17 protein-coding genes, 1 tRNA gene and 1 pseudogene are annotated in these 21,647 nt (G+C 70.6%); 10 read left to right on the top strand and 9 right to left on the bottom strand.

Translation table 11 applies throughout. The features are described 5' to 3' along the window. Positions 1 to 83 precede the first annotated feature (83 nt). The 4 genes from cydD (at position 84) to QF035_RS26110 (ending at position 6,691) form a co-directional block, all read left to right on the top strand. Positions 84 to 3,071 (top strand): thiol reductant ABC exporter subunit CydD, encoded by a 2,988-nt coding sequence (gene cydD, locus QF035_RS26120; RefSeq protein ID WP_373466721.1) that lies wholly within the window; start codon positions 84 to 86, stop codon positions 3,069 to 3,071. After that, entirely contained in the window at positions 2,956 to 3,600 is a 645-nt protein-coding gene (locus QF035_RS55850) for an ATP-binding cassette domain-containing protein (protein WP_373466720.1), read from the top strand. Before cydD ends, QF035_RS55850 begins: the two co-directional genes overlap by 116 nt. A 209-nt stretch (positions 3,601 to 3,809) precedes the next feature. Next, on the top strand, positions 3,810 to 5,471 hold the full coding sequence (locus QF035_RS26115) for a GAF domain-containing sensor histidine kinase (protein WP_307523029.1): 1,662 nt from the start codon (positions 3,810 to 3,812) through the stop codon (positions 5,469 to 5,471). 173 nt (positions 5,472 to 5,644) lie between these two features. Continuing rightward, the gene (locus QF035_RS26110; RefSeq protein ID WP_307523028.1) at positions 5,645 to 6,691 is read left to right on the top strand and encodes a M23 family metallopeptidase; all 1,047 of its coding nucleotides are present in this window, start codon (positions 5,645 to 5,647) and stop codon (positions 6,689 to 6,691) included. A gap of 92 nt (positions 6,692 to 6,783) precedes the next feature. Here QF035_RS26110 and QF035_RS26105 read toward each other — a convergent pair whose 3' ends face one another. The 7 genes and pseudogenes from QF035_RS26105 to QF035_RS26070 form a co-directional block, all read right to left on the bottom strand. Continuing rightward, entirely contained in the window at positions 6,784 to 7,671 is an 888-nt protein-coding gene (locus QF035_RS26105) for a Cof-type HAD-IIB family hydrolase (RefSeq protein ID WP_307523027.1), read from the bottom strand. 365 nt (positions 7,672 to 8,036) lie between these two features. After that, positions 8,037 to 8,951 (bottom strand): LLM class flavin-dependent oxidoreductase, encoded by a 915-nt coding sequence (locus QF035_RS26100; RefSeq protein WP_307523026.1) that lies wholly within the window; start codon positions 8,949 to 8,951, stop codon positions 8,037 to 8,039. A 182-nt stretch (positions 8,952 to 9,133) separates the two neighbouring features. Beyond that, positions 9,134 to 9,682 carry an RNA 2'-phosphotransferase gene (locus QF035_RS26095; protein ID WP_307523025.1) on the bottom strand — a complete coding sequence of 183 codons (549 nt, stop codon included), beginning with the start codon at positions 9,680 to 9,682 and terminating at the stop codon, positions 9,134 to 9,136. Between the two features lie 122 nt (positions 9,683 to 9,804). Further along, positions 9,805 to 10,749, bottom strand: a complete 945-nt coding sequence (locus QF035_RS26090) for a MerR family transcriptional regulator (RefSeq protein ID WP_307523024.1) — start codon at positions 10,747 to 10,749, stop codon at positions 9,805 to 9,807. Between the two features lie 53 nt (positions 10,750 to 10,802). After that, a pseudogene (locus QF035_RS55845) lies at positions 10,803 to 11,691 on the bottom strand (metal-dependent hydrolase). After that, positions 11,688 to 13,442 (bottom strand): SDR family oxidoreductase, encoded by a 1,755-nt coding sequence (locus QF035_RS26075; protein WP_307523023.1) that lies wholly within the window; start codon positions 13,440 to 13,442, stop codon positions 11,688 to 11,690. The pseudogene QF035_RS55845 and the gene QF035_RS26075 overlap by 4 nt, the downstream one beginning before the upstream one ends. Further along, positions 13,439 to 14,308 (bottom strand): M24 family metallopeptidase, encoded by an 870-nt coding sequence (locus QF035_RS26070; RefSeq protein ID WP_307523021.1) that lies wholly within the window; start codon positions 14,306 to 14,308, stop codon positions 13,439 to 13,441. The genes QF035_RS26075 and QF035_RS26070 overlap by 4 nt, the downstream gene beginning before the upstream one ends. A 350-nt stretch (positions 14,309 to 14,658) precedes the next feature. Between QF035_RS26070 and QF035_RS26065 the strand changes: the two genes are divergently transcribed. The 6 genes from QF035_RS26065 to QF035_RS26040 all read left to right on the top strand — a co-directional run bounded on the left by QF035_RS26065 (position 14,659) and on the right by QF035_RS26040 (position 18,953). Beyond that, positions 14,659 to 15,645 carry an ABC transporter ATP-binding protein gene (locus QF035_RS26065; protein WP_307531426.1) on the top strand — a complete coding sequence of 329 codons (987 nt, stop codon included), beginning with the start codon at positions 14,659 to 14,661 and terminating at the stop codon, positions 15,643 to 15,645. Continuing rightward, positions 15,635 to 16,576 carry an ABC transporter permease gene (locus QF035_RS26060; protein ID WP_307523020.1) on the top strand — a complete coding sequence of 314 codons (942 nt, stop codon included), beginning with the start codon at positions 15,635 to 15,637 and terminating at the stop codon, positions 16,574 to 16,576. Before QF035_RS26065 ends, QF035_RS26060 begins: the two co-directional genes overlap by 11 nt. Further along, positions 16,573 to 17,484 (top strand): ABC transporter ATP-binding protein, encoded by a 912-nt coding sequence (locus tag QF035_RS26055; RefSeq protein WP_189841576.1) that lies wholly within the window; start codon positions 16,573 to 16,575, stop codon positions 17,482 to 17,484. The genes QF035_RS26060 and QF035_RS26055 overlap by 4 nt, the downstream gene beginning before the upstream one ends. Before the next feature lie 9 nt (positions 17,485 to 17,493). After that, the gene (locus tag QF035_RS26050; RefSeq protein WP_307523019.1) at positions 17,494 to 18,213 is read left to right on the top strand and encodes an ABC transporter permease; all 720 of its coding nucleotides are present in this window, start codon (positions 17,494 to 17,496) and stop codon (positions 18,211 to 18,213) included. Between the two features lie 92 nt (positions 18,214 to 18,305). Beyond that, positions 18,306 to 18,569 (top strand): SGM_3592 family protein, encoded by a 264-nt coding sequence (locus QF035_RS26045; RefSeq protein ID WP_307523018.1) that lies wholly within the window; start codon positions 18,306 to 18,308, stop codon positions 18,567 to 18,569. A gap of 297 nt (positions 18,570 to 18,866) precedes the next feature. Next, positions 18,867 to 18,953: transfer RNA gene (locus QF035_RS26040), tRNA-Ser, on the top strand. A 159-nt stretch (positions 18,954 to 19,112) separates the two neighbouring features. On the opposite strand, the gene QF035_RS26035 is transcribed toward QF035_RS26040, so the two are convergent. Together QF035_RS26035 and serS are read right to left on the bottom strand one after the other, a co-directional pair. Then, positions 19,113 to 19,970, bottom strand: coding sequence for an HAD family hydrolase (locus tag QF035_RS26035; protein WP_307523017.1), 858 nt, complete (start codon positions 19,968 to 19,970; stop codon positions 19,113 to 19,115). Then, positions 19,967 to 21,244, bottom strand: a complete 1,278-nt coding sequence (gene serS / locus QF035_RS26030) for a serine--tRNA ligase (protein WP_307523016.1) — start codon at positions 21,242 to 21,244, stop codon at positions 19,967 to 19,969. Before serS ends, QF035_RS26035 begins: the two co-directional genes overlap by 4 nt. Positions 21,245 to 21,647 lie beyond the last annotated feature (403 nt).

The following is a 21,647-nucleotide window of genomic DNA, read 5'->3' as shown; positions in this document are numbered from 1 at the left end:
CCTGTTTCACGTGAAACAGGCCCAATGAGAAGAGGGTGTGTTTCACGTGAAACACACCTGCTTGACCCAAGGGTGTGTTTCACGTGAAACCGATCGACCCGCGACTGCTGCGATACGCCCGCGCCACCCGCCTGTTCCTGATCGCGGTTGTCGGGTTGGGGGTTGTGGGGGCAGGGCTGGTCATCGCCCAGGCAATGCTGATCGCCGAAGTGGTGGTCGGTGCCTTCCAGCACGAACTGTCGGCTGCCGAACTCCGCACGCCGCTCCTGCTGTTGGCGGCGGTCGCGGTCGGTAGGGCGTGTGTCTCCTGGCTCACCGAACTCGCCGCACACCGGGCGAGCGCGGCGGTCAAGTCGGAGCTGCGGAGGCGGCTGCTGGAACGCGCGGGTGCGCTCGGTCCGGGCTGGCTGAGCGGACAGCGGACCGGTTCACTGGTCGCGCTCGCCACCCGCGGGGTCGACGCGCTGGACGACTACTTCTCGCGCTATCTGCCGCAGTTGGGGCTCGCGGTGGTCGTGCCGGTGGCGGTACTCGCGCGGATCGTCACCGAGGACTGGGTGTCCGCGGCGATCATCGTCGGCACCCTGCCGCTCATCCCGGTCTTCATGATGCTCATCGGCTGGGTCACCCAGTCCCAGATGGACCGTCAGTGGCGGTTGCTGTCACGGCTCTCGGGCCACTTCCTGGACGTGGTCGCGGGACTGCCCACACTCAAGGTGTTCGGGCGGGCCAAGGCACAGGCCGACTCGATCCGCCGGATCACCGGGGACTACCGGCAGGCGACCATGCGCACCCTGCGGATCGCCTTCATCTCGTCCTTCGCGCTGGAACTGCTCGCCACGATCTCGGTCGCCCTGGTCGCGGTGACCATCGGCATGCGGCTCGTCCACGGCGAGATGGCGTTGTACGACGGTCTGGTCGTCCTCATTCTCGCGCCCGAGGCCTATCTGCCGCTGCGGCAGGTGGGGGCGCAGTATCACGCGGCGGCGGAAGGGTTGTCCGCCGCCGAGGAGATCTTCGAGGTCCTGGAGACACCGGAGCCGACGTCCGGGACCGGTGCGGTGCCGTCCTCCGGAGGGGTGCGCTTCGAAGGGGTGACGGTCCGGTACCCCGGGCGGTCCTCCGACGCGGTGTCGGACGTGTCGTTCGCGGTCGAGCCCGGGGAGACGGTGGCACTCGTCGGGCCCAGCGGAGTGGGCAAGTCGACGCTTCTGAACGTGCTGTTGGGATTCGTGGCACCCACCTCGGGGCGGGTGCGAGTCGGGGGAGCCGATCTCACCGAGACCTCCCTGGAGGAGTGGCGCTCACAGGTCGCCTGGGTGCCGCAGCGGCCCCATCTGTATGCAGGGTCCGTCGTCGAGAACATACGGCTGGCGCGGCCGGACGCCGACGACTCCGCGGTGCGGCGGGCGCTGTCCGATGCAGGGGCTCTCGAATTCGTGGACGCGCTGCCCGAGGGCGTACGGACGGAACTGGGCGAGGAAGGTGCCGGGCTCTCCGCCGGGCAGCGTCAACGTCTCGCCCTGGCACGGGCGTTCCTCGCGGACCGGCCGGTGCTGCTGCTCGACGAGCCGACGGCCTCGCTGGACGGGGCGACCGAGGCCGAGGTCGTGGAGGCGGTCAGGCGCCTGGCGGTGGGGCGGACCGTGCTGCTCGTCGTCCACCGGCCCGCGCTGCTGGACGTGGCGGACCGGGTCGTGCGACTGGAGCCGGAAGCGCCCGTCGCGGTGGACGGCTCCATGGGCTCCGGCGGCGACAAGGAGCTTCGGGCCGGTCTGGTGGCCGCGGTGCCCGCGGGCGGCGAGGGAAAGGCGACTCGGCTCCCGGAGGGGCGGGAGCCTGAGGCCCGAGAAGGCGTACTGGCGCGGGTGCGTGCCATGGCCGGGCCTCGGCGCGGGCGGCTGGTGCTTGCCCTCCTGCTCGGCAGTCTCGCGCTCGGCAGTGCCGTCGGCCTCATGGCCACCTCCGGCTGGCTGATCTCCAGGGCCTCCCAGCAGCCGCCCGTGCTCTATCTGATGGTCGCCGTGACGGCCACGAGGGCGTTCGGAATCGGGCGGGCCGTCTTCCGGTACGCCGAGCGGCTCGTGTCGCACGACGCGGTGCTGCGGATGCTCGCCGACACCCGGGTCGCCGTGTACCGGCGGCTCGAACGGCTCGCGCCCGCCGGGCTGCGTACCGCTCGCCGCGGTGATCTGCTCTCGCGGCTCGTCGCCGATGTCGACGCGTTGCAGGACTACTGGCTCCGCTGGCTGCTGCCCGCCGCGGCCGCAGCTGTCGTGTCCGCGGGCTCCGTCGGGTTCACGGCCTGGCTGCTGCCGGAGGCCGGGGCCGCCCTCGCGCTCGGGCTGCTGGCAGCAGGAGTGGGCGTCCCGCTGGTGACCGGTGCCGTCGCACGCCGTGCGGAGCGCCGGCTGGCCCCGGCACGCGGGGTGCTGGCGACCCGGGTGGCTGATCTCCTCACGGGCACGGCCGAGTTGACGGTCGCGGGTGCGCTGCCCGCGCGTACCGCCGAGGTACGGCGGGCCGACGGCGAGCTGACCCGTATCGCCTCGCGCGCCGCCACCGCCACCGCGCTCGGCGACGGGCTCATCGCGCTGGTCTCAGGACTCACCGTCGCGGCCACCTCCCTCGTCGGCGCCCAGGCGGTCCTCGACGGGCGGCTCAGCGGCGTGGCGATGGCCGTCGTCGTCCTCACCCCGCTCGCCGCCTTCGAGGCCGTCCTGGGGCTGCCGCTCGCGGTCCAGTACCGCCAGCGGGTGCGCAAGAGCGCGGAGCGCGTGTACGAGGTGCTGGACGCGCCCGAGCCCGTACGCGAACCGGAGCGGCCGCTCGAGGCGCCCGGGTCGCCGTTCCCCGTCGTGGTGAAGGGGCCTGGCCGCCCGGCACGCCGGACAGGAGCGGGATGCCCTTGCCGGGGTGGACCTGATGCTCGAACGCGGACGCCGGACCGCAGTCGTGGGGACGTCCGGGGCGGGCAAGACGACCCTCGCCCAGGTATTGCTTCGGTTCCTGGACGCGGATGCGGGGACGTACACGCTGGGCGGCGTCGACGCGTTCGGCATGGACGGTGACGACGTACGGCGGCTGGTCGGGCTGTGCGCGCAGGACGCCCATCTCTTCGACAGTTCGGTACGGGAGAACCTGCTGCTCGCTCGGAAGGACGCCACTGAATCGGCGCTGCGGGACGTGCTGGGGCGGGTGCGGTTGCTCGACTGGGTCGACGGGCTGCCCGACGGGCTGGACACGTTGATCGGGGAGCACGGGGCGCGGATGTCAGGGGGGCAGCGGCAGCGGCTCGCTCTGGCGCGGGCGTTGCTCGCGGACTTTCCCGTGCTCGTGCTCGACGAGCCCGCGGAGCATCTCGATCTGGCGACCGCCGATGCGCTCACCGCTGATCTGCTGGCCGCGACCGAGGGGCGTACGACGTTGTTGATCACGCATCGGCTGGCCGGCCTTGAGGCGGTCGACGAGGTGATCGTGCTGGACGGTGGGTGTGTGGTGGAGCGGGGGGCCTACGGGGAGTTGGTGCGTGGGGAGGGGGCGTTGCGGGGGATGTTCGAGCGGGAGAGTCGGGCGGAGCGGTTGGTTGGTGTGCGGTGAGGGTTGGTGCGGTGGTGGGTCGGCCGCGGGTTGTGGGGGCTGGTCGCGCCCACGCGGCGGAGCCGCAGATGTCACAGCCCCGCGCCCCTAAAAGCGGGCGGTCGTGCCCGTTGTAAGTGAGCCCGATGGCCCCTCGAAGCGGATGGCCGTGGTCCTTGGCCCGAAGGGTTCGGCTTTCCTTCGCAAATGGGACTAATTAGGCTCTGTGTATGCCAGTCGTGTCGAGCCCCGGTGGTGCCCCGGATTCTGATGATGTGCCGCGGCTGCTGGAGGCGATGCGGTCGGTGGGGAGTGGGCATGAGCTGCGGTCCACGCTGGAGCAGATCTGTGGGACCGCGGCGGAGCTGGCGAACGCGCGGTACGCGGCGATCGGCGTGGCGGCGGAGGACGGGAACGGGCTCGCCGAGTTCGTGTTCCAGGGGGTCGACGGGGAGACGGCCCGGCTGATCGGGCGGCTGCCGGACGGGCACGAGGGGCTCCTGGGGGCGCTCCTCCGCGAGCCCGAACCCGTATGGCTCGCGGAGCCGACGGAGGATCCCCGGTCGTGCGGGTTCCCGGAGCACCATCCCCGGATGCGCGGCTTCCTGGGGGTCCCCATCCGTGTGCAGGGGGAGATCTTCGGCAACCTCTACCTGGCCGAGAAGAGCGGCGGAGAGCCGTTCGACGACCACGACCTCGACATGGTGCGGGTGCTGGCCGGGGAGGCGGGCATCGCCATCGGGAACGCGCGTCTGTACGAGGCCGCCAAGCAGCGCGAGCGCTGGATCGACGGATCCGTGGCCGTCACGACCGCGCTCCTGTCCGGAGGGGACGCCGACGAGGCGCTGCAGGTGGTCGCCGAACAGGCCCGCCGGCTGTCCGACTCGGCCGCCGGACTCGTACTGCTGCCCGCGGCCGAGGGCGGTCTGGAGATCGTCGCCGTGGCGTCCGAGCGGCCGTCGAAGGCGCTGGGTCTCGTCGTGCCGGCCGAGAACGAGGTCGTGGGCGAACTCCTCGCGGGAGAAGCCGTGTTCGTCGAGGACGCGGCAACCGACCCGCGCATGCTCAGCGACCTCTCCCACGGCTACGGGCCGACGATGCTCCTGCCCCTCCAGAGCGGCGGCCGCGTCCTGGGAACCCTCGTCATGGCGCGCGCGGAGGGCGCTCAGCCGTTCTCGGAGACCGAGCGCAACCTGGCGACGCGGTTCGCTTCGCAGGCCGCTCTGGCGCTGATGATGGCGGAGGTGCAGCGCGACCGGGAGCGGCTCGCGGTCTACGAGGACCGCGACCGGATCGCCCGTGACCTGCACGACCTCGTCATCCAGCGGCTGTTCGCCACCGGGATGATGCTGGAGAGCGCCCAGCGGAGGTCCGCCGTGCCCGAGGTGCGGCAGGGCGTCGGCAAGGCGGTCGACGAACTCGACGTCACCATCCAGGAGATCCGCACCGCCATCTTCGCGCTTCAGCAGGAACCGGCCGAGGTGCCGACAGGGCTGCGGACACGCGCGCTGCGCGAGATCAACATGGCCGCCGTGCCGCTGGGCTTCAAGCCGTCGCACCACTTCGTCGGTCCCGTCGACATGGTGGTCGGCGAACTCACGGCCAAGAACCTCATCGCGGCCCTCCGCGAGGCCCTGTCCAACGCCTTCCGGCACGCGGGGGCGTCCCGTATCGACGTCACCGTGGACGCGACCGTACGACTGCCGGACGGGCGCCCCGGCGTACGGCTGACCGTCACGGACGACGGTGTCGGCATTCCCGAGGGCGGGCGGCGCAGCGGGCTGAAGAATCTGGCGCGACGGGCGGAGTCGCTGGGTGGGGACAGCTGGTACGGGCCGGGCAGCGGGGAGGAGAGCCGTGGCGCGTCGGTGGTGTGGGAGGCGCCGCACTGAAGGAACCCGGGCGCGATCGGCCGGTCCGGGCAGCCGCGGCAAGGTGACCCGCCGAAGTTCCCTGAACCAGGCCCCTGTTCGGCTCAGTGGAGTGGTCCATCCGTGACAACCGGTCCCCCAGGTGTACGACTTGAACAGGACCGGAGCCGCCTGAGCGCGACACGATCCTTGTCATGCGCTCACGTCGTCGCCATCCCCTGCTCGTCCCCGTACTGCTGTGCGCGCTGGCCGTCCTGGTGGCCCGGCCCACGTCCGCTGCAGGAGACGCCGACACCTCGGGCGGTCTGAACGCCGAGGTGGTGCGGCTGTACGACGAGGCGTCCCTGGCGACGCGGCAGTACGAGGCGGGCCGCCGGGCGGCCGAGGTGCAGCGGGGCCGGGCGCAGCGGCTGGAGCGGCTCCTCGTGCGTGAGCGGCAGGACATCGCCGCGCTGCACGGGGACCTCGGCCGGATCGCGCGCGCCCAGTACCGCAGCGGCGGCGGGCTCCCGCACACCGCGCAGATGCTGCTCGCGGACAGCCCCGAGGAACTGATGCGCGGTCAGCGTGCCGTCTGGCAGGCGGATCTGGCGGTCAACAACGCCGTCACCAAGAGCCGCAGGGCCGAGGCTCGGCTCGCCGCCGACGAGGAGAAGGCGGCGTCGGCCTGGCAGGTGCTGGATCGGCGCAACGGTGAACTCGCCGAGATCAAGCGGGGGATCGAGAAGAAGCTGGAAGAGGCCCAGTGGGCGCTCCAGGGGCAGGCGGACGCCTCGGTCGCCGCCGGTGCGTGCCGGGGTGCCGTCCGGCTCGACCAGCCGCGAACGGGCTTCGCCCAGCCGTGGGTCGCGCCGGTGGAGACGTACGAACTCTCCTCGGGCTTCGGCAACGGCGGTGATCGCTGGGCGAGCCGGCACACCGGGCAGGACTTCGCGGTGGACATCGGCACGCCGGTGAGGTCGGTGGGCGCGGGACGGGTGGTGAAGGTGTCGTGCGGCGGCGCGTTCGGCATCGAGGTCGTGGTGAAGCACGCGGGGGGCTACTACACGCAGTACGCCCACCTGGCCGCCGTCACCGTGGAACAGGGAGAGCGGGTCGCCGCGGGGCAGTGGGTCGGCCAGTCGGGCACGACCGGCAACTCGACCGGGCCGCATCTGCACTTCGAGGTGCGCCTGACGCCTCAGCTGGGCTCGGGAGTGGATCCACGGGAGTGGCTGGCCACGCGCGGCGTTCGGCTGTAGATCGACGTTCAGGAGAGGGCCGGTAGGAGAGTTGGTAAGGGGCGGGCGCCAGGACGCCGTCCCTTACCAGCGCTTCGCGCGTACTCGCTCGACTACCGGCGTTCCGCGAGTATCCGCTCGATCACGACGGCCACGCCGTCCTCGTTGTTGGCGACCGTACGACCTGAGGCTGCCGCGATCACGTCCGGGTGGGCGTTGCCCATCGCGTACGACGTGCCCGCCCAGGTGAGCATCTCCACGTCGTTGGGCATGTCACCGAAGGCGACGACCTCCTCGTGCGAGATGCCGCGCTCGGCGCAGCACAGCGCGAGCGTGCTGGCCTTGGAGACGCCGGGGCCACTGATCTCCAGGAGCGCGCTCGGGCTGGAGCGGGTGACGTTGGCCCGGTCGCCGATGGCCAGGCGGGCGGTCATGAGGAAGTCGTCCGGGGCGATCTCGTGGTGGAAGGCGAGGATCTTGAGCACGGGCTCATCGGCACCGGGCGCGTCCGGCGCCAGGAGTTTCTCGGCGGGCGCGAGGGTGTCGGGGGTCTCCATGTGCAGCTTCGGATACGCCGGCTCCTGGTAGAAGCCGTACGTCTGCTCGATGGCGAACACGGTCCCGGGCGCGGCGTCACGGAGCAGCCGAACCGCGTCGAGCGCGTTCTCCCGCTCCAGCTCCCGGACCTTGACGAAGCGGTGGGCGCCCGGGCCGCCGTGCAGGTCGACCACGGCGGCGCCGTTCCCGCAGATGGCGAGGCCGTGACCGTGGACATGGTCGCTGACGACGTCCATCCAGCGGGCGGGGCGTCCGGTCACGAAGAAGACCTCGATGCCGGCCTCCTCGGCGGCGGCCAGGGCGGCGATCGTGCGCGGCGAGACGGACTTGTCGTCGCGCAGCAGGGTGCCGTCGAGATCTGTGGCGATCAGCCGGGGCGGGAGAGTGGAGGCCGGGTTCCCGGGCCGTCGGGTCGCTGAGGTCACTTCCTCATTCTCCCGCATATGCGTGCACGGGCGTGCGGCGGTCCGCACATGTGAGTGCGGCGTGCCCTCACCTGCGGTGATGCCAACCCGGGCTGAGGCGGGGCCTCCTTGGGGGACACCTGCGGAGGACCGTCGAAGTGGCCGCCGCATCGGTCACAGGAGCGGGCCTCCAGGACCTGTCCGGCGACGCCGGCCCACCAGCGTCCGCGCGCCGGAGCCGGCCCACCAGCGTCCGTCCGCCGGGAGCCCGCCCATCGGAGTACGTCCGCCGGAGCCGGCGGCCGAAACCCGGGCACCGGAGCGAACCGCGCCGAGCCAGGTGCCCGAGCGAGCTGCAGCCAGGTGCCCGAGCCAGGAGCTGGAGCCAGGCGCCGGACAGAGCCTCAGCCGAGTTGCCCGACCGCCTCCATCGCGATGTGCTCGAAGACCTTCTCGTCCGCGGCGAAGTCCGGGTAGTCGGCGACGGGCCAGTGGATCACGATGTCGGTGAAGCCCAGCTCCATGTGCCGGCCCGCGAAGTCGACGAACGCGTCGAGGGACTCCAGCGGACGCGCGCGGTCCGGGGTGAAGCCGGTGAGCAGGACCTTGTCGAGCTCGTTCACGTCACGGCCGACCGTCTCGCACGCGGTGGCCAGCTTCTCGACCTGTCCGCGAAGGGCCTGAACCGACTGCTCGGGCGTGCCCGTCTCGAACAGCTTCGGGTCGCCCGTCGTCACCCACGCCTGCCCGTACCCGGCGGCGAGCTTCAGCCCGCGCGGCCCGGTGGCGGCCACCGCGAAGGGCAGCCGGGGGCGCTGGACGCACCCGGGGATGTTGTACGCCTCGCGCGCCGAGTAGAAGGTCCCGTCGTACGAGACGGAGTCCTCGGTGAGCAGCCGGTCGAGCAGCGGTACGAACTCGCCGAAGCGGTCGGCCCGCTCGCGCGGCGTCCACGGCTCCTCGCCGCTCTTCAGCAGTGTCGTGGCGTCGAAGCCGGAGCCGCCCGCGCCGATGCCCAGCGTGATCCGGCCACCGGAGATGTCGTCCAGCGCGATCAGTTCCTTGGCGAGCGTCACCGGATGCCGGAAGTTCGGGGAGGTCACCAACGTGCCCAAGCGCAGCCGGTCGGTCGCTCCCGCGGCGGCGGTGAGCGTCGGTACGGCCCCGTACCAGGGCCCCTCGCGGAACGTCCGCCACGACAGATGGTCGTAGGTGAAAGCGGTGTGGAACCCGAGCTGCTCGGCGCGCTGCCATGCGGAACGCCCTCCCTCGTGCCAGCGGAGGTACGGCAGGATCACGGTGCTCAGGCGCAGACTCATGCCTCAGAGCCTAAGCGGAGCCGCGCGGCACACCCCAAACGTCCGGTGGGCGGGACCCATGCAAGCCCACGGGGACGGGCCCCGGACAAGCCCGTGGCGATGGCCCCGGCAAGCCCGCTGCGATGGGTCTGGGCAAGCCCGCAGAACGGGACCGGGCAAGCCCGCAGAACGGGACCGGGCCGTCAGTGCGGGGCGGGAAACCTCAGGTAGCGCGGGGGCACGGCGGCCGTGAGCCAGACCCCGTTGGCGCTCACCCTGAACTCGTGGCCGTCGCGGTGCATGGCGGCCGCGTCCACGGAGAGCACGACGGGACGGCCGCGGCGGGCGGCGACGCGGGTCGCGGTCTCGCGGTCGGGCGAGAGGTGCACGTCGTGCCGGTTCATCGGACGCAGTCCCTCGGCGCGGATCGCGTCCAGGCTGTGGTCGACGGTCCCGTGGTAGAGGTGCGCGGGCGGGGTCGCCGCCGCCAGGCCCAGGTCGACCTCGACGGAGTGGCCCTGGCTGGCGCGGATCCGCGAGCCCTCGATCGCGAAGCGCCGCTTGTCGTTGTTCGCGACCACGTGGTCGAGCTCGTCCCGGGTGAACCGGAAGCCGTGCGCCTCCGCCGCGGCCATCAGCGTTTCGATCTCGACCCAGCCGCCCTCGTCGAGCGTCAGCCCGATCCGCTCGGGCTGATGCCGCAGATGCTTCGAGAGGTACTTCGACACCTTCACGGTGCGTCTTTCGTCCATCCCGCCAGAGTGCCTGGCGAGACGCTCGTCACGCATTTGATTTTGACCCGGAGGTTTGATCCACAGCCAAATGCGTTATCCACAGGGCCAGTTGGAGAATCTGTGGACAACTCGCCGACACTTTACGACGGTTCGTCAACTTTACTGAGGTCGGCATGATTTGCGGCGAGCGCGTCCAAGGCACGGGCTCTGACCTCCCGTTCGGCCGCCACGGCGATGAACTCGGCCGCCTTCTCCGCGCCGACGAGCCGCTCCACAGCGGCCATTGTCTCTGCGGGCACGGCCACGGAACGCGCCTCGTCCGAAGGGGCCGCGGGCTGCTCAGCGCCGAGGTGTCGGCGCAGATGCCGGTTGGCGAACAGCCGCATGGCCCGGGCGAGTTCGGCGTCCACCGTCTGGCGTGCGAGCGGCCTTAGCCGTCGTACGAGAGCGGCCGCTTCGGCGGCGTCCGCGTCGGTCGGCGGGTGCTCGCCGAGATACCGGGCGAAGACGTGCTCGCTCGTGAACTCCAGGAAGCGCGAGGCGATGTGCTCCACCTGGCCCCTCAACTCCCGCAGATGGGCCGAGATCGCGGACAGCGGAACGCCCGCCTCGTACAACTCGGCGGCCACGGCCAGCTCTTGGGGGCTCGGTACGAGGAACGTGTCCTCGTCTCCCGGAACGCGTTCGAGCACCCCGAGCTCGACGGCGTCGGCCACCGCCGTGTCGTCCGGGTGACCGCCGAACCGCTCGTCGAGCTCGGCCCGGGAGATACGGACCGCCTCCTCGTCCGTCCACGGCCCGTCCACCTCCGCGACCAGCCCGAGCACACCGCCGAGGCCCCGGCCCGCGTCCCAGGCCTCCAGGAGCTCCTTGATCGAGGCCAGCGTGTAGCCGCGGTCCAGGAGGTCGGCGATCTGCCGCAGCCGGGCCAGATGGGCGTCCGAGTACACATTGGCGCGGCCGCGCCTTTCGGGCCGGGGGAGCAGCCCGCGGTCCTGGTAGGCACGGATCGTCCGGACCGTGGCACCGCTGTGGTGTGCCAGGTCCTCGATCCGGTACGCGACGCCGGCCGGCTCGTCGTCCACGGTCCCTGCCTTCCCGAGTCCTCGTCGCTACCCGATGCCGCTACCCGGGGCCACTACCCGATCGCGGCTCTGCCGATCGCCCCCGCCGCCGTCCGGGCCGCGGGTGACTGCGCCAGATACTCGACCGCCCTGCGCATCGAGCCCTCCTGCGAGGGATGGTACGAGCGCCGCAGATAGCGCGGCACGGCGGAGCCGAGCTCCTTCCACCTGGGCAACAGCCCCTTGCGCACCGCCCGGTTGTGCTCCCCGAGCGAGTAGCGCGGCCGCCCGGCCGGCGGCGGGTCGTGTCGTATGAGGTAGGCGGCGCCCCCGCGCCCGTAGGCATAGCCTGAAGGACGCGGGGACCGCCGTGCCCGTGTTCCGCCGGGCGTACGGGGGCATCTCTACCCTGTTGGGGCCTCCTGGCCCATGAACCGTTCCTGGGCAGTGGCTGGCGAGAACCTGACCTCTGGCGCACCCCGAACGGTCTTGGGTGCACTGGTCGCCCGCTTTCGCAGTCGAGCGGCGACACGGATCCTGTCCGTGCTCCGGTCTCGGCCGGGCGGGGTCCCTCACGACCCGGCCCGGTGAATGCGGCAAGCGGCGCTTGGGAAGCCCTGAACCATCTCTCCGGTGGAGCAGGGGCCCGCGCGCTGACGCCCCGTTCGGCTGACCAGATCGCACGAGCGACGTTACCGGGGGAGGGCTCGTCCCTTGCAAGCCGATGGTCCGATCATCACCCGATCGGGGGACGGCGCGGTTCGCTAGCAGCGGCAGGCCCTCCTTGAAGACCTTCACGAACCACCGCTCCCCCGCCGGCAGCAGCAGATGCAGCACATTGATGACGTGGGTCGCGGTCGGCTCGTCCGGTATCCAGTGGAGCGGGGTCTCCTCCCAGTCGAAGGACACCCGCCGCGGTGTGATCGGGTAGTGGTCGCTCACGGTGGTGCCTTCATCGGTCACAGGGGTGGCTCCATTCGTGCGATCGCGCGCAGCGCTCTCGGCGTGAAGCGGGACATGAGGCGGCCGCCGCGCGCCTCCGCGGTCACGGGGACCACGGCCTGGTTGCGGACGACCGCGCGAAGTACGGCCTCGGCGACCTTCTCCGGCGGGTAGTTGCGCAGCCCGTACAGCCGCGCGGACTTCTTCTGGCGCCGCTTCTCCTCGTCGGCGTCGACCCCCGTGAAACGCGCGGTCGACGTGATGTTCGTGTTGATGAAGCCCGGGCAGATCGCCGAGACCCCGATGCCCTGCCCGGCCAGCTCGGCGCGCAGGCACTCGCTGAGCATCAGCACCGCCGCCTTCGAGGTGCTGTAGGCGGGCAGTGTCCTGGAGGGCAGATACGCGGCCGCGGACGCGGTGTTGACGATGTGGCCGCCCTGTCCGCGCTCGGCCATCTGCTTCCCGAAGAGCCGGCAGCCGTGGATAACGCCCCACAGGTTGACGCCGAGGACGTTGCGCCAGTCCTCCGCGGTGGTGTCGAGGAACGAGCCGGACAGCCCGATCCCGGCGTTGTTGACCAGGACGTCGACCACCCCGTACTCGGCGGCGACCTTCTCGGCGAGCTTCTCCATGGCCTGCTCGTCGGAGACGTCGACCGTCTCGGCCCAGGCCTGAGGGGCGCCGATGAGCCGGGACAGCTCCGCGGTGCGGGCCGCGCTCTCCGCGTCCCGGTCGACGGCCACCACGCGCGCGCAGGCCTCGGCGAACGCGAAGGCGGTGGCCCGCCCGATACCGCTGCCCGCACCGGTGACCAGCACCAACTGCCCGCCGAAGCGGTCGGCGTACGGGCCGGTCGCCGCGGATGCGGTCCTCCCGCCCTCGGTGGTCGTCACGAACTCGGTGATCCAGGCGGCCAGTTGGTCCGGCCGGGTGCGCGGGATCCAGTGCTTCGCCGGGAGCGTGCGGCGCGTCAACTGCGGGGCCCACAGCTCCAGCTCGTCGTAGAGCTTCTCCGAGAGGAACACGTCCCCGAGCGGCGTGATGAGCTGCACGGGCGCGTGTGCGTACGCGTCGGCGCGTGGCCTACGCAGCCGGGCCCGTACGTTGTCCCGGTACAGCCAGGCGCCGTGCGCGGCGTCCGTGGGCAGTGAGGGGGTCGGATAGTCGCTCCCGGGGACCTTCTCCAGGCGCCGCAGGATCTTGGGCCACTGCTTGCCGAGGGGGCCGCGCCAGGCGAGCTCGGGCAGCACCGGGGTGTGCAGCAGGTACACGTACCAGGACTTGGCGCCCTGGCCGAGCAGTTGACCGACCCTGCGGGGCGTCGGGCGGGACACGCGCTTCTTGATCCAGTGCCCGAAGTGGTCGAGGGACGGCCCCGACATCGACGTGAAGGAGGCGATCCGCCCCTCGGTGCGCTTGACCGTGGTGAACTCCCAGGCCTGGACCGAGCCCCAGTCGTGGCCCACCAGGTGGACCGGACGGTCCGGGCTGACCGCGTCCGCGACGGCCAGGAAGTCGTCCGTCAGCTTCTCCAGCGTGAACCCGCCGCGCAGCGGCTGCGGTGCCGTCGACCGGCCGTGGCCGCGCACGTCGTACAGCACGACATGGAAGCGCCCTGCCAGGCGCGCGGCGACCTCGGACCACACCTCCTTGGAGTCCGGATAACCGTGTACGAGCATCACCGTGGGCTGTGCCGGGTCGCCCAGTTCGGCGACACACAGCTCGACCCCGCCCGTACGCACCCAGCGCTCGCGCGCACCCTCAAGCGTCACTTGCCCTCCGCCCAGCGCCGCACGTGCGGCAGATCGTCGTCCAGCCAGGAGGCGCTCTGCTCGGGATCCTCGGAGTCGGTGACCACCAGGATCTCCTCGAACTTCGCGCCCGTGCCCCGGAATCCGAGGTGCGGCTCGACCGCCCACAGACCGGGCCGGGGAGGGTGGTCGGAGAACCTGTACGGCGACCACAGCGGGGACCAGCCGTCACGGTGGCCGTGGATCGCGTCGCTCGCCAGGCCCTTGAGCGACTGCGTGCCGAACCCGAACAGCTTCGGTGACCAGCGCCGCTCCCTGACCCGGTCGACCTTGTGCGCGATCACCCCGAAGGGATACGCCCGGTGCCGGTTCGCGTAGCCCTGGCGGACCATGAGCCGGTCCACGTCCTGGTAGATCTCGCGCAGCGGGCGCCGCTCGCGCACCTCGCGCAGGATCAGCTCGCGGTGCGCCTCCAGGTCGGCGAGGAGCTTGTCCTGCAGCGGGTTGGGCCCCAGCGAACCGGAGTACCCGATGTCCGCGGTGAAGCCCTTGTGGACGGGTGCCAGGTCGAGGATGAACGGCATCCCCGCCTCCAGGCGCCGGTTGGTGGGGAAGAACTGCAGCGGGATCCGGAAGTCGACGAACGCCGTACGGTCCCCGAACCAGGCGAAGGGCAGATGGAACCAGTCCCGCACGCCGCGCTCGCGCAGCCACTCGCGCTGCATCCGCGCCGCCTCGCGCTCGGTCACGCCCGGCTTCAGCTGCGCCGCTACCGCCTCCGCGCACTCGTACGCGAGCCGCTGTACCTCTCTGAACCCTCGCAGTTCCGCGCCGAGTCCGCCGCCCTTCCCCGAAGAAGTCCCTGGTGAAGCCGCTGCCGAGGTCATGCCACCGTCCGTCCCAAGCCGACTGCCGTACCCGCCCGCAACTTGACACTGATGAATGTGACAATTGTTGGAGGCTGCGTCAATAGGCGTGCACGCGACCTGTGGGCAACCGGGCCGATGTGGACAACCGGCCCAGATGGCCAACCTGATGACGCCTGACAGCCGGCCGGATGATCGGCCCTATGCGGACAATCGGGCCGAGACGGGCCTCGCGCGATGCCGTCCGTCCGCCGCCGGTTGTTCGACCTCAGGGGGACCCCTACGGGCCCGTAATACCCGAGAGGGACGCCGATACAGCTCCCAGGGTTGACGACCGGTGTGGTCTGCGCCACTACCTTCGAAATGTGACTGTGATCGCGACCGAAAGCCTGAGCAAGCGGTTCCCGAGGGTGACCGCTCTTGACCGGCTCTCCGTGGACGTCGGACCCGGTGTGACCGGACTCGTCGGAGCCAACGGAGCCGGCAAGTCCACACTGATCAAGATCCTGCTGGGTCTGTCCCCCGCCACCGAGGGCCGGGCCGAAGTGCTCGGACTCGATGTCGCCACCAAGGGCGGCGACATCCGTGAGCGCGTCGGGTACATGCCGGAGCACGACTGTCTGCCGCCCGACGTCTCGGCCACCGAGTTCGTCGTCCACATGGCGCGCATGTCCGGCCTGCCCCCGACGGCGGCCCGCGAGCGCACCGCGGACACGCTGCGCCACGTCGGCCTCTACGAGGAGCGCTACCGCCCCATCGGGGGTTACTCGACGGGCATGAAGCAGCGCGTGAAGCTCGCCCAGGCGCTGGTCCACGACCCGCAGCTGGTCTTCCTGGACGAGCCGACCAACGGCCTGGACCCGGTCGGCCGTGACGAGATGCTCGGCCTGATCCGCCGTATTTACACCGACTTCGGCATCTCCGTCCTGGTCACCTCGCACCTCCTGGGCGAGCTGGAGCGCACCTGCGACCACGTCGTGGTCGTCGACGGCGGCAAGCTCCTGCGGTCCAGCTCCACCACGGACTTCACGCAGAGCACGGCGATCCTCGCGATCGAGGTCACCGACACCGACGAGCATCCGGACGGCACCCGCGCGGTGCGCGACGTGCTCCACGCGCGCGGGATCGACACCCACGACGGCAGCGGACTGCCCGGCGCGGGCCACATCCTCCTGCTCACGGCGGAGGGCGAGGAGACGTACGACGTCGTACGGGACGTCGTCGCCGACCTGGGCCTCGGTCTGGTGCGCATGGAGCAGCGCAGGCACCACATCTCGGAGGTCTTCAAGGACAGCGACGAGCAGGCTCTCCAAGGCGGCGACGAACAGCGGAAGGAGGCGGTCGGCCATGGCGGTTGAGCAGCCCCCGGCACAGACCTCGGCCCAGGCCACGGCCCCGGCCCCGGCCCGCCCGGGCGAGCAGACCCGGATCCACAACATCGGCTACCGCAACTACGACGGCCCGCGCCTGGGCCGCGCGTACGCCCGCCGGTCGCTCTACTCGCAGTCCCTGCGCGGCGCCTACGGCCTCGGCCGCTCGGTGAAGTCCAAGGTGCTGCCGATGCTGCTCTTCGTGGTGATGTGCGTCCCCGCGCTGATCATGGTCGCGGTCGCCGTCGCCACCAAGGCGAAGGACCTGCCCGTCGACTACACGAGTTACGCGGTCATCATGCAGGCCGTCATCGGCCTGTACGTCGCCTCCCAGGGACCGCAGTCCGTCTCCCGGGACCTGCGCTTCAAGACCGTTCCGCTGTACTTCTCCCGCCCCATCGAGACCGCCGACTACGTCCGCGCCAAGTACGCGGCGCTGGCCTCGGCGCTGTTCATGCTCACCGCCGCACCGCTGCTCGTGCTGTACGTGGGCGCGCTGCTGGCCAAGCTCGACTTCTCCGACCAGACCAAGGGTCTCGCACAAGGGCTCGTCTCCGTGGCACTGCTCTCTCTCCTCTTCGCCGGCATCGGCCTGGTGATCTCGGCGGTCACGCCCCGGCGCGGCTTCGGCATCGCCGCCGTCATCGCCGTACTGACCATCTCCTACGGAGCCGTCTCCACCGTCCAGGCCATCGCCCACGAGCAGGGCAGCGCCTCGGCGGTCCCCTGGCTCGGCCTCTTCTCACCCATCACGCTCATCGACGGCGTACAGACCGCCTTCCTCGGCGCGTCGTCCGCGTACCCCGGCGAGGTGGGGCCCTCGTCCGGACAGGGCGTCGTCTTCCTCCTCGTCACCCTGGGACTCATCGCCGGTTGCTACGGCCTGCTGATGCGCCGCTACCGAAAGGTCGGACTGTGACCACGCTCACCATCGACCACGTGTCGCGCTGGTTCGGCAACGTGGTGGCCGTCAACGACGTCACCATGACGATCGGCCCCGGCGTCACCGGCCTGCTCGGTCCGAACGGCGCGGGAAAGTCGACCCTCATCAACATGATGGGCGGCTTCCTGGCCCCCTCCACGGGCAGCGTCACGCTCGACGGCCAGGCGACCTGGCGGAACGAACAGATCTACAAGCAGATCGGCATCGTCCCCGAGCGCGAGGCGATGTACGACTTCCTCACGGGCCGCGAATTCGTCGTCGCCAACGCCGAGTTGCACGGCCTCGGCGACAAGGCCGCCCAGCGGGCCCTCGCCACGGTCCAGATGGAGTACGCGCAGGACCGCAAGATCTCCACGTACTCCAAGGGCATGCGCCAGCGCGTGAAGATGGCCTCGGCGCTCGTCCACAACCCGTCCCTGCTGCTCCTCGACGAGCCCTTCAACGGCATGGACCCGCGCCAGCGCATGCAGCTCATGGACCTGCTGCGGCGCATGGGCGACGAGGGCCGTACGGTCCTCTTCTCGTCCCACATCCTCGAAGAGGTCGAGCAACTCGCCTCGCACATCGAGGTGATCGTCGCCGGACGGCACGCGGCGAGCGGCGACTTCCGCCGGATCCGCCGCCTGATGACCGACCGGCCGCACCGCTACCTGGTGCGTTCCAGCGACGACCGTGCCCTCGCGGCCGCGCTCATCGCCGACCCGTCGACGTCCGGCATCGAAGTGGACCTCCAGGAGGGCGCGTTGCGCATCCAGGCGGTCGACTTCCCACGCTTCACGGCACTGCTGCCGCGGGTGGCCCGTGACCACGGCATCCGGCTGCTCACGGTCTCGCCGTCCGACGAGTCCCTCGAGTCCGTCTTCTCGTATCTCGTCGCGGCGTAGGAGGCCAAGATGTACGACCCCACAGTCGCCCGGCTCACCTACCGCGGCCTGCTCGGCCGCCGCCGGGCCCTCATCCTGGGCGCCCTGCCCGCCCTGCTGATCGTCATCTCCGTGGCCGTACGCGCCTTCACGGGCACCGACGACCAGGTGGCCTCGGACGTCCTCGGCGGGTTCGCGCTCGCCACGATGGTGCCCATCATCGGCGTCATCGCGGGCACCGGCGCGATCGGCCCCGAGATCGACGACGGATCGGTCGTCTACCTGCTCGCCAAGCCGGTCAAACGCCCCACGATCATCTTCACCAAGTTGATCGTCGCCATCGCCGTCACCATGGCGTTCTCGGCAATCCCGACGTTCCTCGCGGGAATGATCCTCAACGGCAACGGCCAGCAGATCGCCGTCGCCTACACGGTCGCCGCGCTGGTCGCCTCCATCGCGTACGCCGCGATGTTCCTGCTCCTGGGCACCATCACGCGGCACGCGGTCGTCTTCGGACTCGTCTACGCCCTCGTGTGGGAGACCCTCTTCGGGTCGCTGGTCTCCGGGGCACGCACGCTGAGCGTCCAGCAGTGGTCCCTCGCCGTGGCCCAGAAGGTGTCCGGCGGCGACCTCGTCACGTCGGACGTGGGGCTGACCACGGGGACGGTGCTGCTGGTCGTGGTGACCGTCGCCGCCACCTGGTTCGCCGGACAGAAGCTGCGGACGCTGACGCTGGCCGGCGAGGAGTAACCGCTCCGTGGAGCCTCTTTTGATCTTGAGATCGGCTTTACACGCAGAACGGCACACTTGCTCAAGGGGATGCACAGCGAGGAGGAACGGGGATGGCAGCGCAGGCACCGCGGAGCGAAGGACAGGGCCCGGGCGACGGCCAGGGCCCGGGGGCGTCCGAGGACGTCTGGGACGAGCTGGTCCTGGACGACGACTTCATACGGTCCGCCGACACGGCGGAGCCGTCCGCGCGCGCCCGGATGCTCGCGGCCCGCTGGCGCGACGGCGGACCCGACCCGCAGCCGTGGCGTTCCGACGAGCCGCCCGCGGGCTGGTTCTTCAGCAAGGCACGGCGCCGCAGGTGGCGTCGCCGGTAGCCCGCCTCCCGGTCGCCCCCGGCTGCCGTTCGCCGAACGGCATGCTCGGCCGGTGATTTATTCGGTGGCGTCCAACTCGGCGTACGGGCACAGTGGTTATGTCCAAGTCGCCGGGTTCCTCCGGTGCCACGATCTGGGAGAGGAGCACGACGATGCCCGTCAGTAGCAGTTCGTCGAGCTCCCAGCAGGGCAGCCGACGGGCTCCGGAGTAGTTACCCCTCCGTCGAGTCCGTCCCACACGGGGAGCTGCCCGGGGCGGCCGCTTCGAGCGCGCACATTGGCGCGGGCCGCCCACCCGGAGGATTGGCCGAGCGGTAAGGCACCGGCTTGCTAAGCCGTGGTCGGGGTTGACCCCCCGCGCGTGTTCGATCCACGCATCCTCCGCGAGACGCTGTCGCTGTGACTCGGCGGAGTTCGAGACGCCGCTTCGCGGCGAGATTCCCCGCCGCCCGCCCCCCCTTCTATTTCTTTTGGGGCTGATCGCGTGCTGCCGTCGACTTCTCCGGCAGCTTCTTCGGCAGCGCCGGTGGGTGGGCGGTGGCGCTAGCCCAGCAACCTCTCCAGCACCACCGCGATGCCGTCCTCATCGTTCGACGACGTCATCTCGTCCGCCACGGCCTTGAGCTCCTCATGGGCGTTGGCCATTGCCACGCCATGGGCCGACCACGTGAACATCGGGATGTCGTTCGGCATGTCGCCGAAGGCGATCGTGTCGGCGGCCTTCACGCCCAGGCGGCGGGCCGCCAGGGAGAGGCCCGTGGCCTTGGACAGGCCCAGGGGGAGGATCTCGACGATGCCCTCGCCCGCCATCACGACGCTCACCAGACCGCCGGCCGCCGCTCGTGCCGCGGCCGCCAGCTCGTCGTCGGTGAGCTCGGGATGCTGGATGTACATCTTGGTCAGGGGCGCGGCCCAGAGCTCCGCGACATCGGTGAACGGGACGGCCTCCAGCTTGCCCAGCACCCGGTAGCCGGGGCCGATCAGGACATCCCCGTCGATGCCGTCGCGGCTTGCGGCGACGGCCAGCGGGCCGACCTCCGCCTCGATCTTGGCGAGCGCGAGGCCGGCCACCTGCCGGTCGAGGGTCACCGATGTGAGCAGGCGGTGCGCCCCGGCGTCGTACAGCTGCGCGCCCTGACCGCACACCGCGAGTCCCTCGTATCCGAGTTCGTCGAGGATGTGGCGTGTCCAGGGCACCGCGCGGCCGGTGACGACGAGGTGTGCGGCGCCCGCCACGGTGGTCGCGGCGAGCGCCTCACGCGTGCGCTCCGAGACCGTGTCGTCGGAACGCAGCAACGTTCCGTCGAGATCGGTCGCGACGAGCTTGTAGGGGAACGCCCCGGCCTCCTCGGTCGAAGAGGTCGAGCCGGTCGAGGCCGTAGACCCAGTGGCGCCGGTCACTTGGAGATCGGCTCCAGCACCTCACGGCCGCCCAGATACGGACGCAGCACCTCGGGCACCCGTACGGAACCGTCGGCCAGCTGGTGGTTCTCCAGGATCGCCACGATCGTGCGCGGTACGGCGCACAGCGTGCCGTTCAGCGTCGCGAGCGGCTGCACCTTCTTGCCGTCACGCATACGCACCGACAGACGGCGGGCCTGGAAACCGTCGCAGTTCGAGGCCGACGTCAGCTCGCGGTACTTGCCCTGGGTCGGGATCCACGCCTCGCAGTCGAACTTGCGCGAGGCGGACGAGCCCAGGTCGCCCGACGCCACGTCGATGACCTGGAAGGGCAGCTCAAGCCCGGTGAGCCACTGCTTCTCCCACTCCAGGAGCCGCTGGTGCTCGTTCTCGGCGTCCTCGGGGTTGACGTACGAGAACATCTCTACCTTGTCGAACTGGTGCACGCGGAAGATGCCCCGCGTGTCCTTGCCGTACGTGCCGGCCTCGCGTCGGAAGCACGGCGAGAAGCCCGCGTAGCGCAGGGGCAGCTTGTCGGCGTCGAGGATCTCGTCCATGTGGTACGCCGCGAGCGGGACCTCGGAGGTGCCGACCAGGTAGTAGTCGTCCTTCTCCAGGTGGTACACGTTCTCCGCGGCCTGGCCGAGGAAGCCGGTGCCCTCCATGGCCCGCGGGCGGACCAGCGCCGGGGTCAGCATGGGGATGAAGCCGGCCTCGGTGGCCTGCGCGATCGCCGCGTTGACGAGGGCGAGCTCGAGCAGCGCGCCGACACCCGTCAGGTAGTAGAAGCGCGAGCCGGACACCTTGGCGCCGCGCTCGACGTCGATGGCCCCCAGTGCCTCGCCGAGCTCCAGGTGGTCCTTGGGCTCGAAGCCCTCGGCGCCGAAGTCGCGGATGGTCCCGTGCGTCTCCAGGACGACGAAGTCCTCCTCGCCGCCGACCGGGACGTCGGGGTGCACGAGGTTGCCGAGCTGGAGGAGGAGGCGCTTGGTCTCCTCGTCCGCCTCGTGCTGCTCGGCGTCGGCCGCTTTGACGTCGGCGGCGAGCCGGCCCGTCTTCTTGAGCAGCTCGGCCTTCTCGTCGGCGGAGGCCTTGGAGATGAGCTTGCCGATGCTCTTCTGCTCGGAACGCAGCTCGTCGAAGCGGACGCCGGACGACCTGCGCCGCTCGTCGGCGGAGAGGAGGGCGTCGACAAGGGCGACGTCCTCTCCACGGGCGCGCTGGGAGGCGCGAACACGGTCGGGGTCCTCACGAAGCAGGCGAAGGTCAATCACCCCACAAGGCTACCGGTGCGGGGTTCCGACTCACGACCCGGTATTCCGTTCTGTCGCTTCTGTCACGTTTTGCGGGAATTGGTGAGGCGCTTCAATAGACGTCAATGAAAGGGGAGTCGATCCCTGGAACGGGGCAGGTGGGATTCGGTCGGTTGACTCGATTCCCTTGTGGGGAGCGGGACTTGAGAGCTGGGTTGTCCACAGAAATCCACACCCCGGAAAAGTTATCCACAGGCTGTGCGAAAGATCTGTGGACATCGGAAGTGATCGTTCCCAAAGCTGTGTGCAGAGCCAAGAATTCCCGGACCAAACCCTCCCTACACGCACTTTCGAGTGGAAATGGTTCGCTCTATGGGATTGGTCAACAGAAACGGGTGGACGAAGGGTGACCGATGGGGCTGTG

This window comes from Streptomyces umbrinus, assembly GCF_030817415.1.
Lineage (GTDB): Bacteria > Actinomycetota > Actinomycetes > Streptomycetales > Streptomycetaceae > Streptomyces > Streptomyces umbrinus_A.
This window is presented reverse-complemented; position numbering and strand designations above follow the sequence as displayed.

Coding starts and splice junctions, on each gene's coding strand:
- QF035_RS26115 (WP_307523029.1), top strand. CDS start 3,810: ATGCCAGTCGTGTCGAGCCCCGGTGGTGCCCCGGATTCTGATGATGTG.
- QF035_RS26070 (WP_307523021.1), bottom strand. CDS start 14,308: ATGACCTCGGCAGCGGCTTCACCAGGGACTTCTTCGGGGAAGGGCGGC.
- QF035_RS26095 (WP_307523025.1), bottom strand. CDS start 9,682: ATGGACGAAAGACGCACCGTGAAGGTGTCGAAGTACCTCTCGAAGCAT.
- QF035_RS26045 (WP_307523018.1), top strand. CDS start 18,306: ATGGCAGCGCAGGCACCGCGGAGCGAAGGACAGGGCCCGGGCGACGGC.
- QF035_RS26100 (WP_307523026.1), bottom strand. CDS start 8,951: ATGAGTCTGCGCCTGAGCACCGTGATCCTGCCGTACCTCCGCTGGCAC.
- QF035_RS26105 (WP_307523027.1), bottom strand. CDS start 7,671: ATGCGGGAGAATGAGGAAGTGACCTCAGCGACCCGACGGCCCGGGAAC.
- QF035_RS26050 (WP_307523019.1), top strand. CDS start 17,494: ATGTACGACCCCACAGTCGCCCGGCTCACCTACCGCGGCCTGCTCGGC.
- QF035_RS26110 (WP_307523028.1), top strand. CDS start 5,645: ATGCGCTCACGTCGTCGCCATCCCCTGCTCGTCCCCGTACTGCTGTGC.
- QF035_RS26060 (WP_307523020.1), top strand. CDS start 15,635: ATGGCGGTTGAGCAGCCCCCGGCACAGACCTCGGCCCAGGCCACGGCC.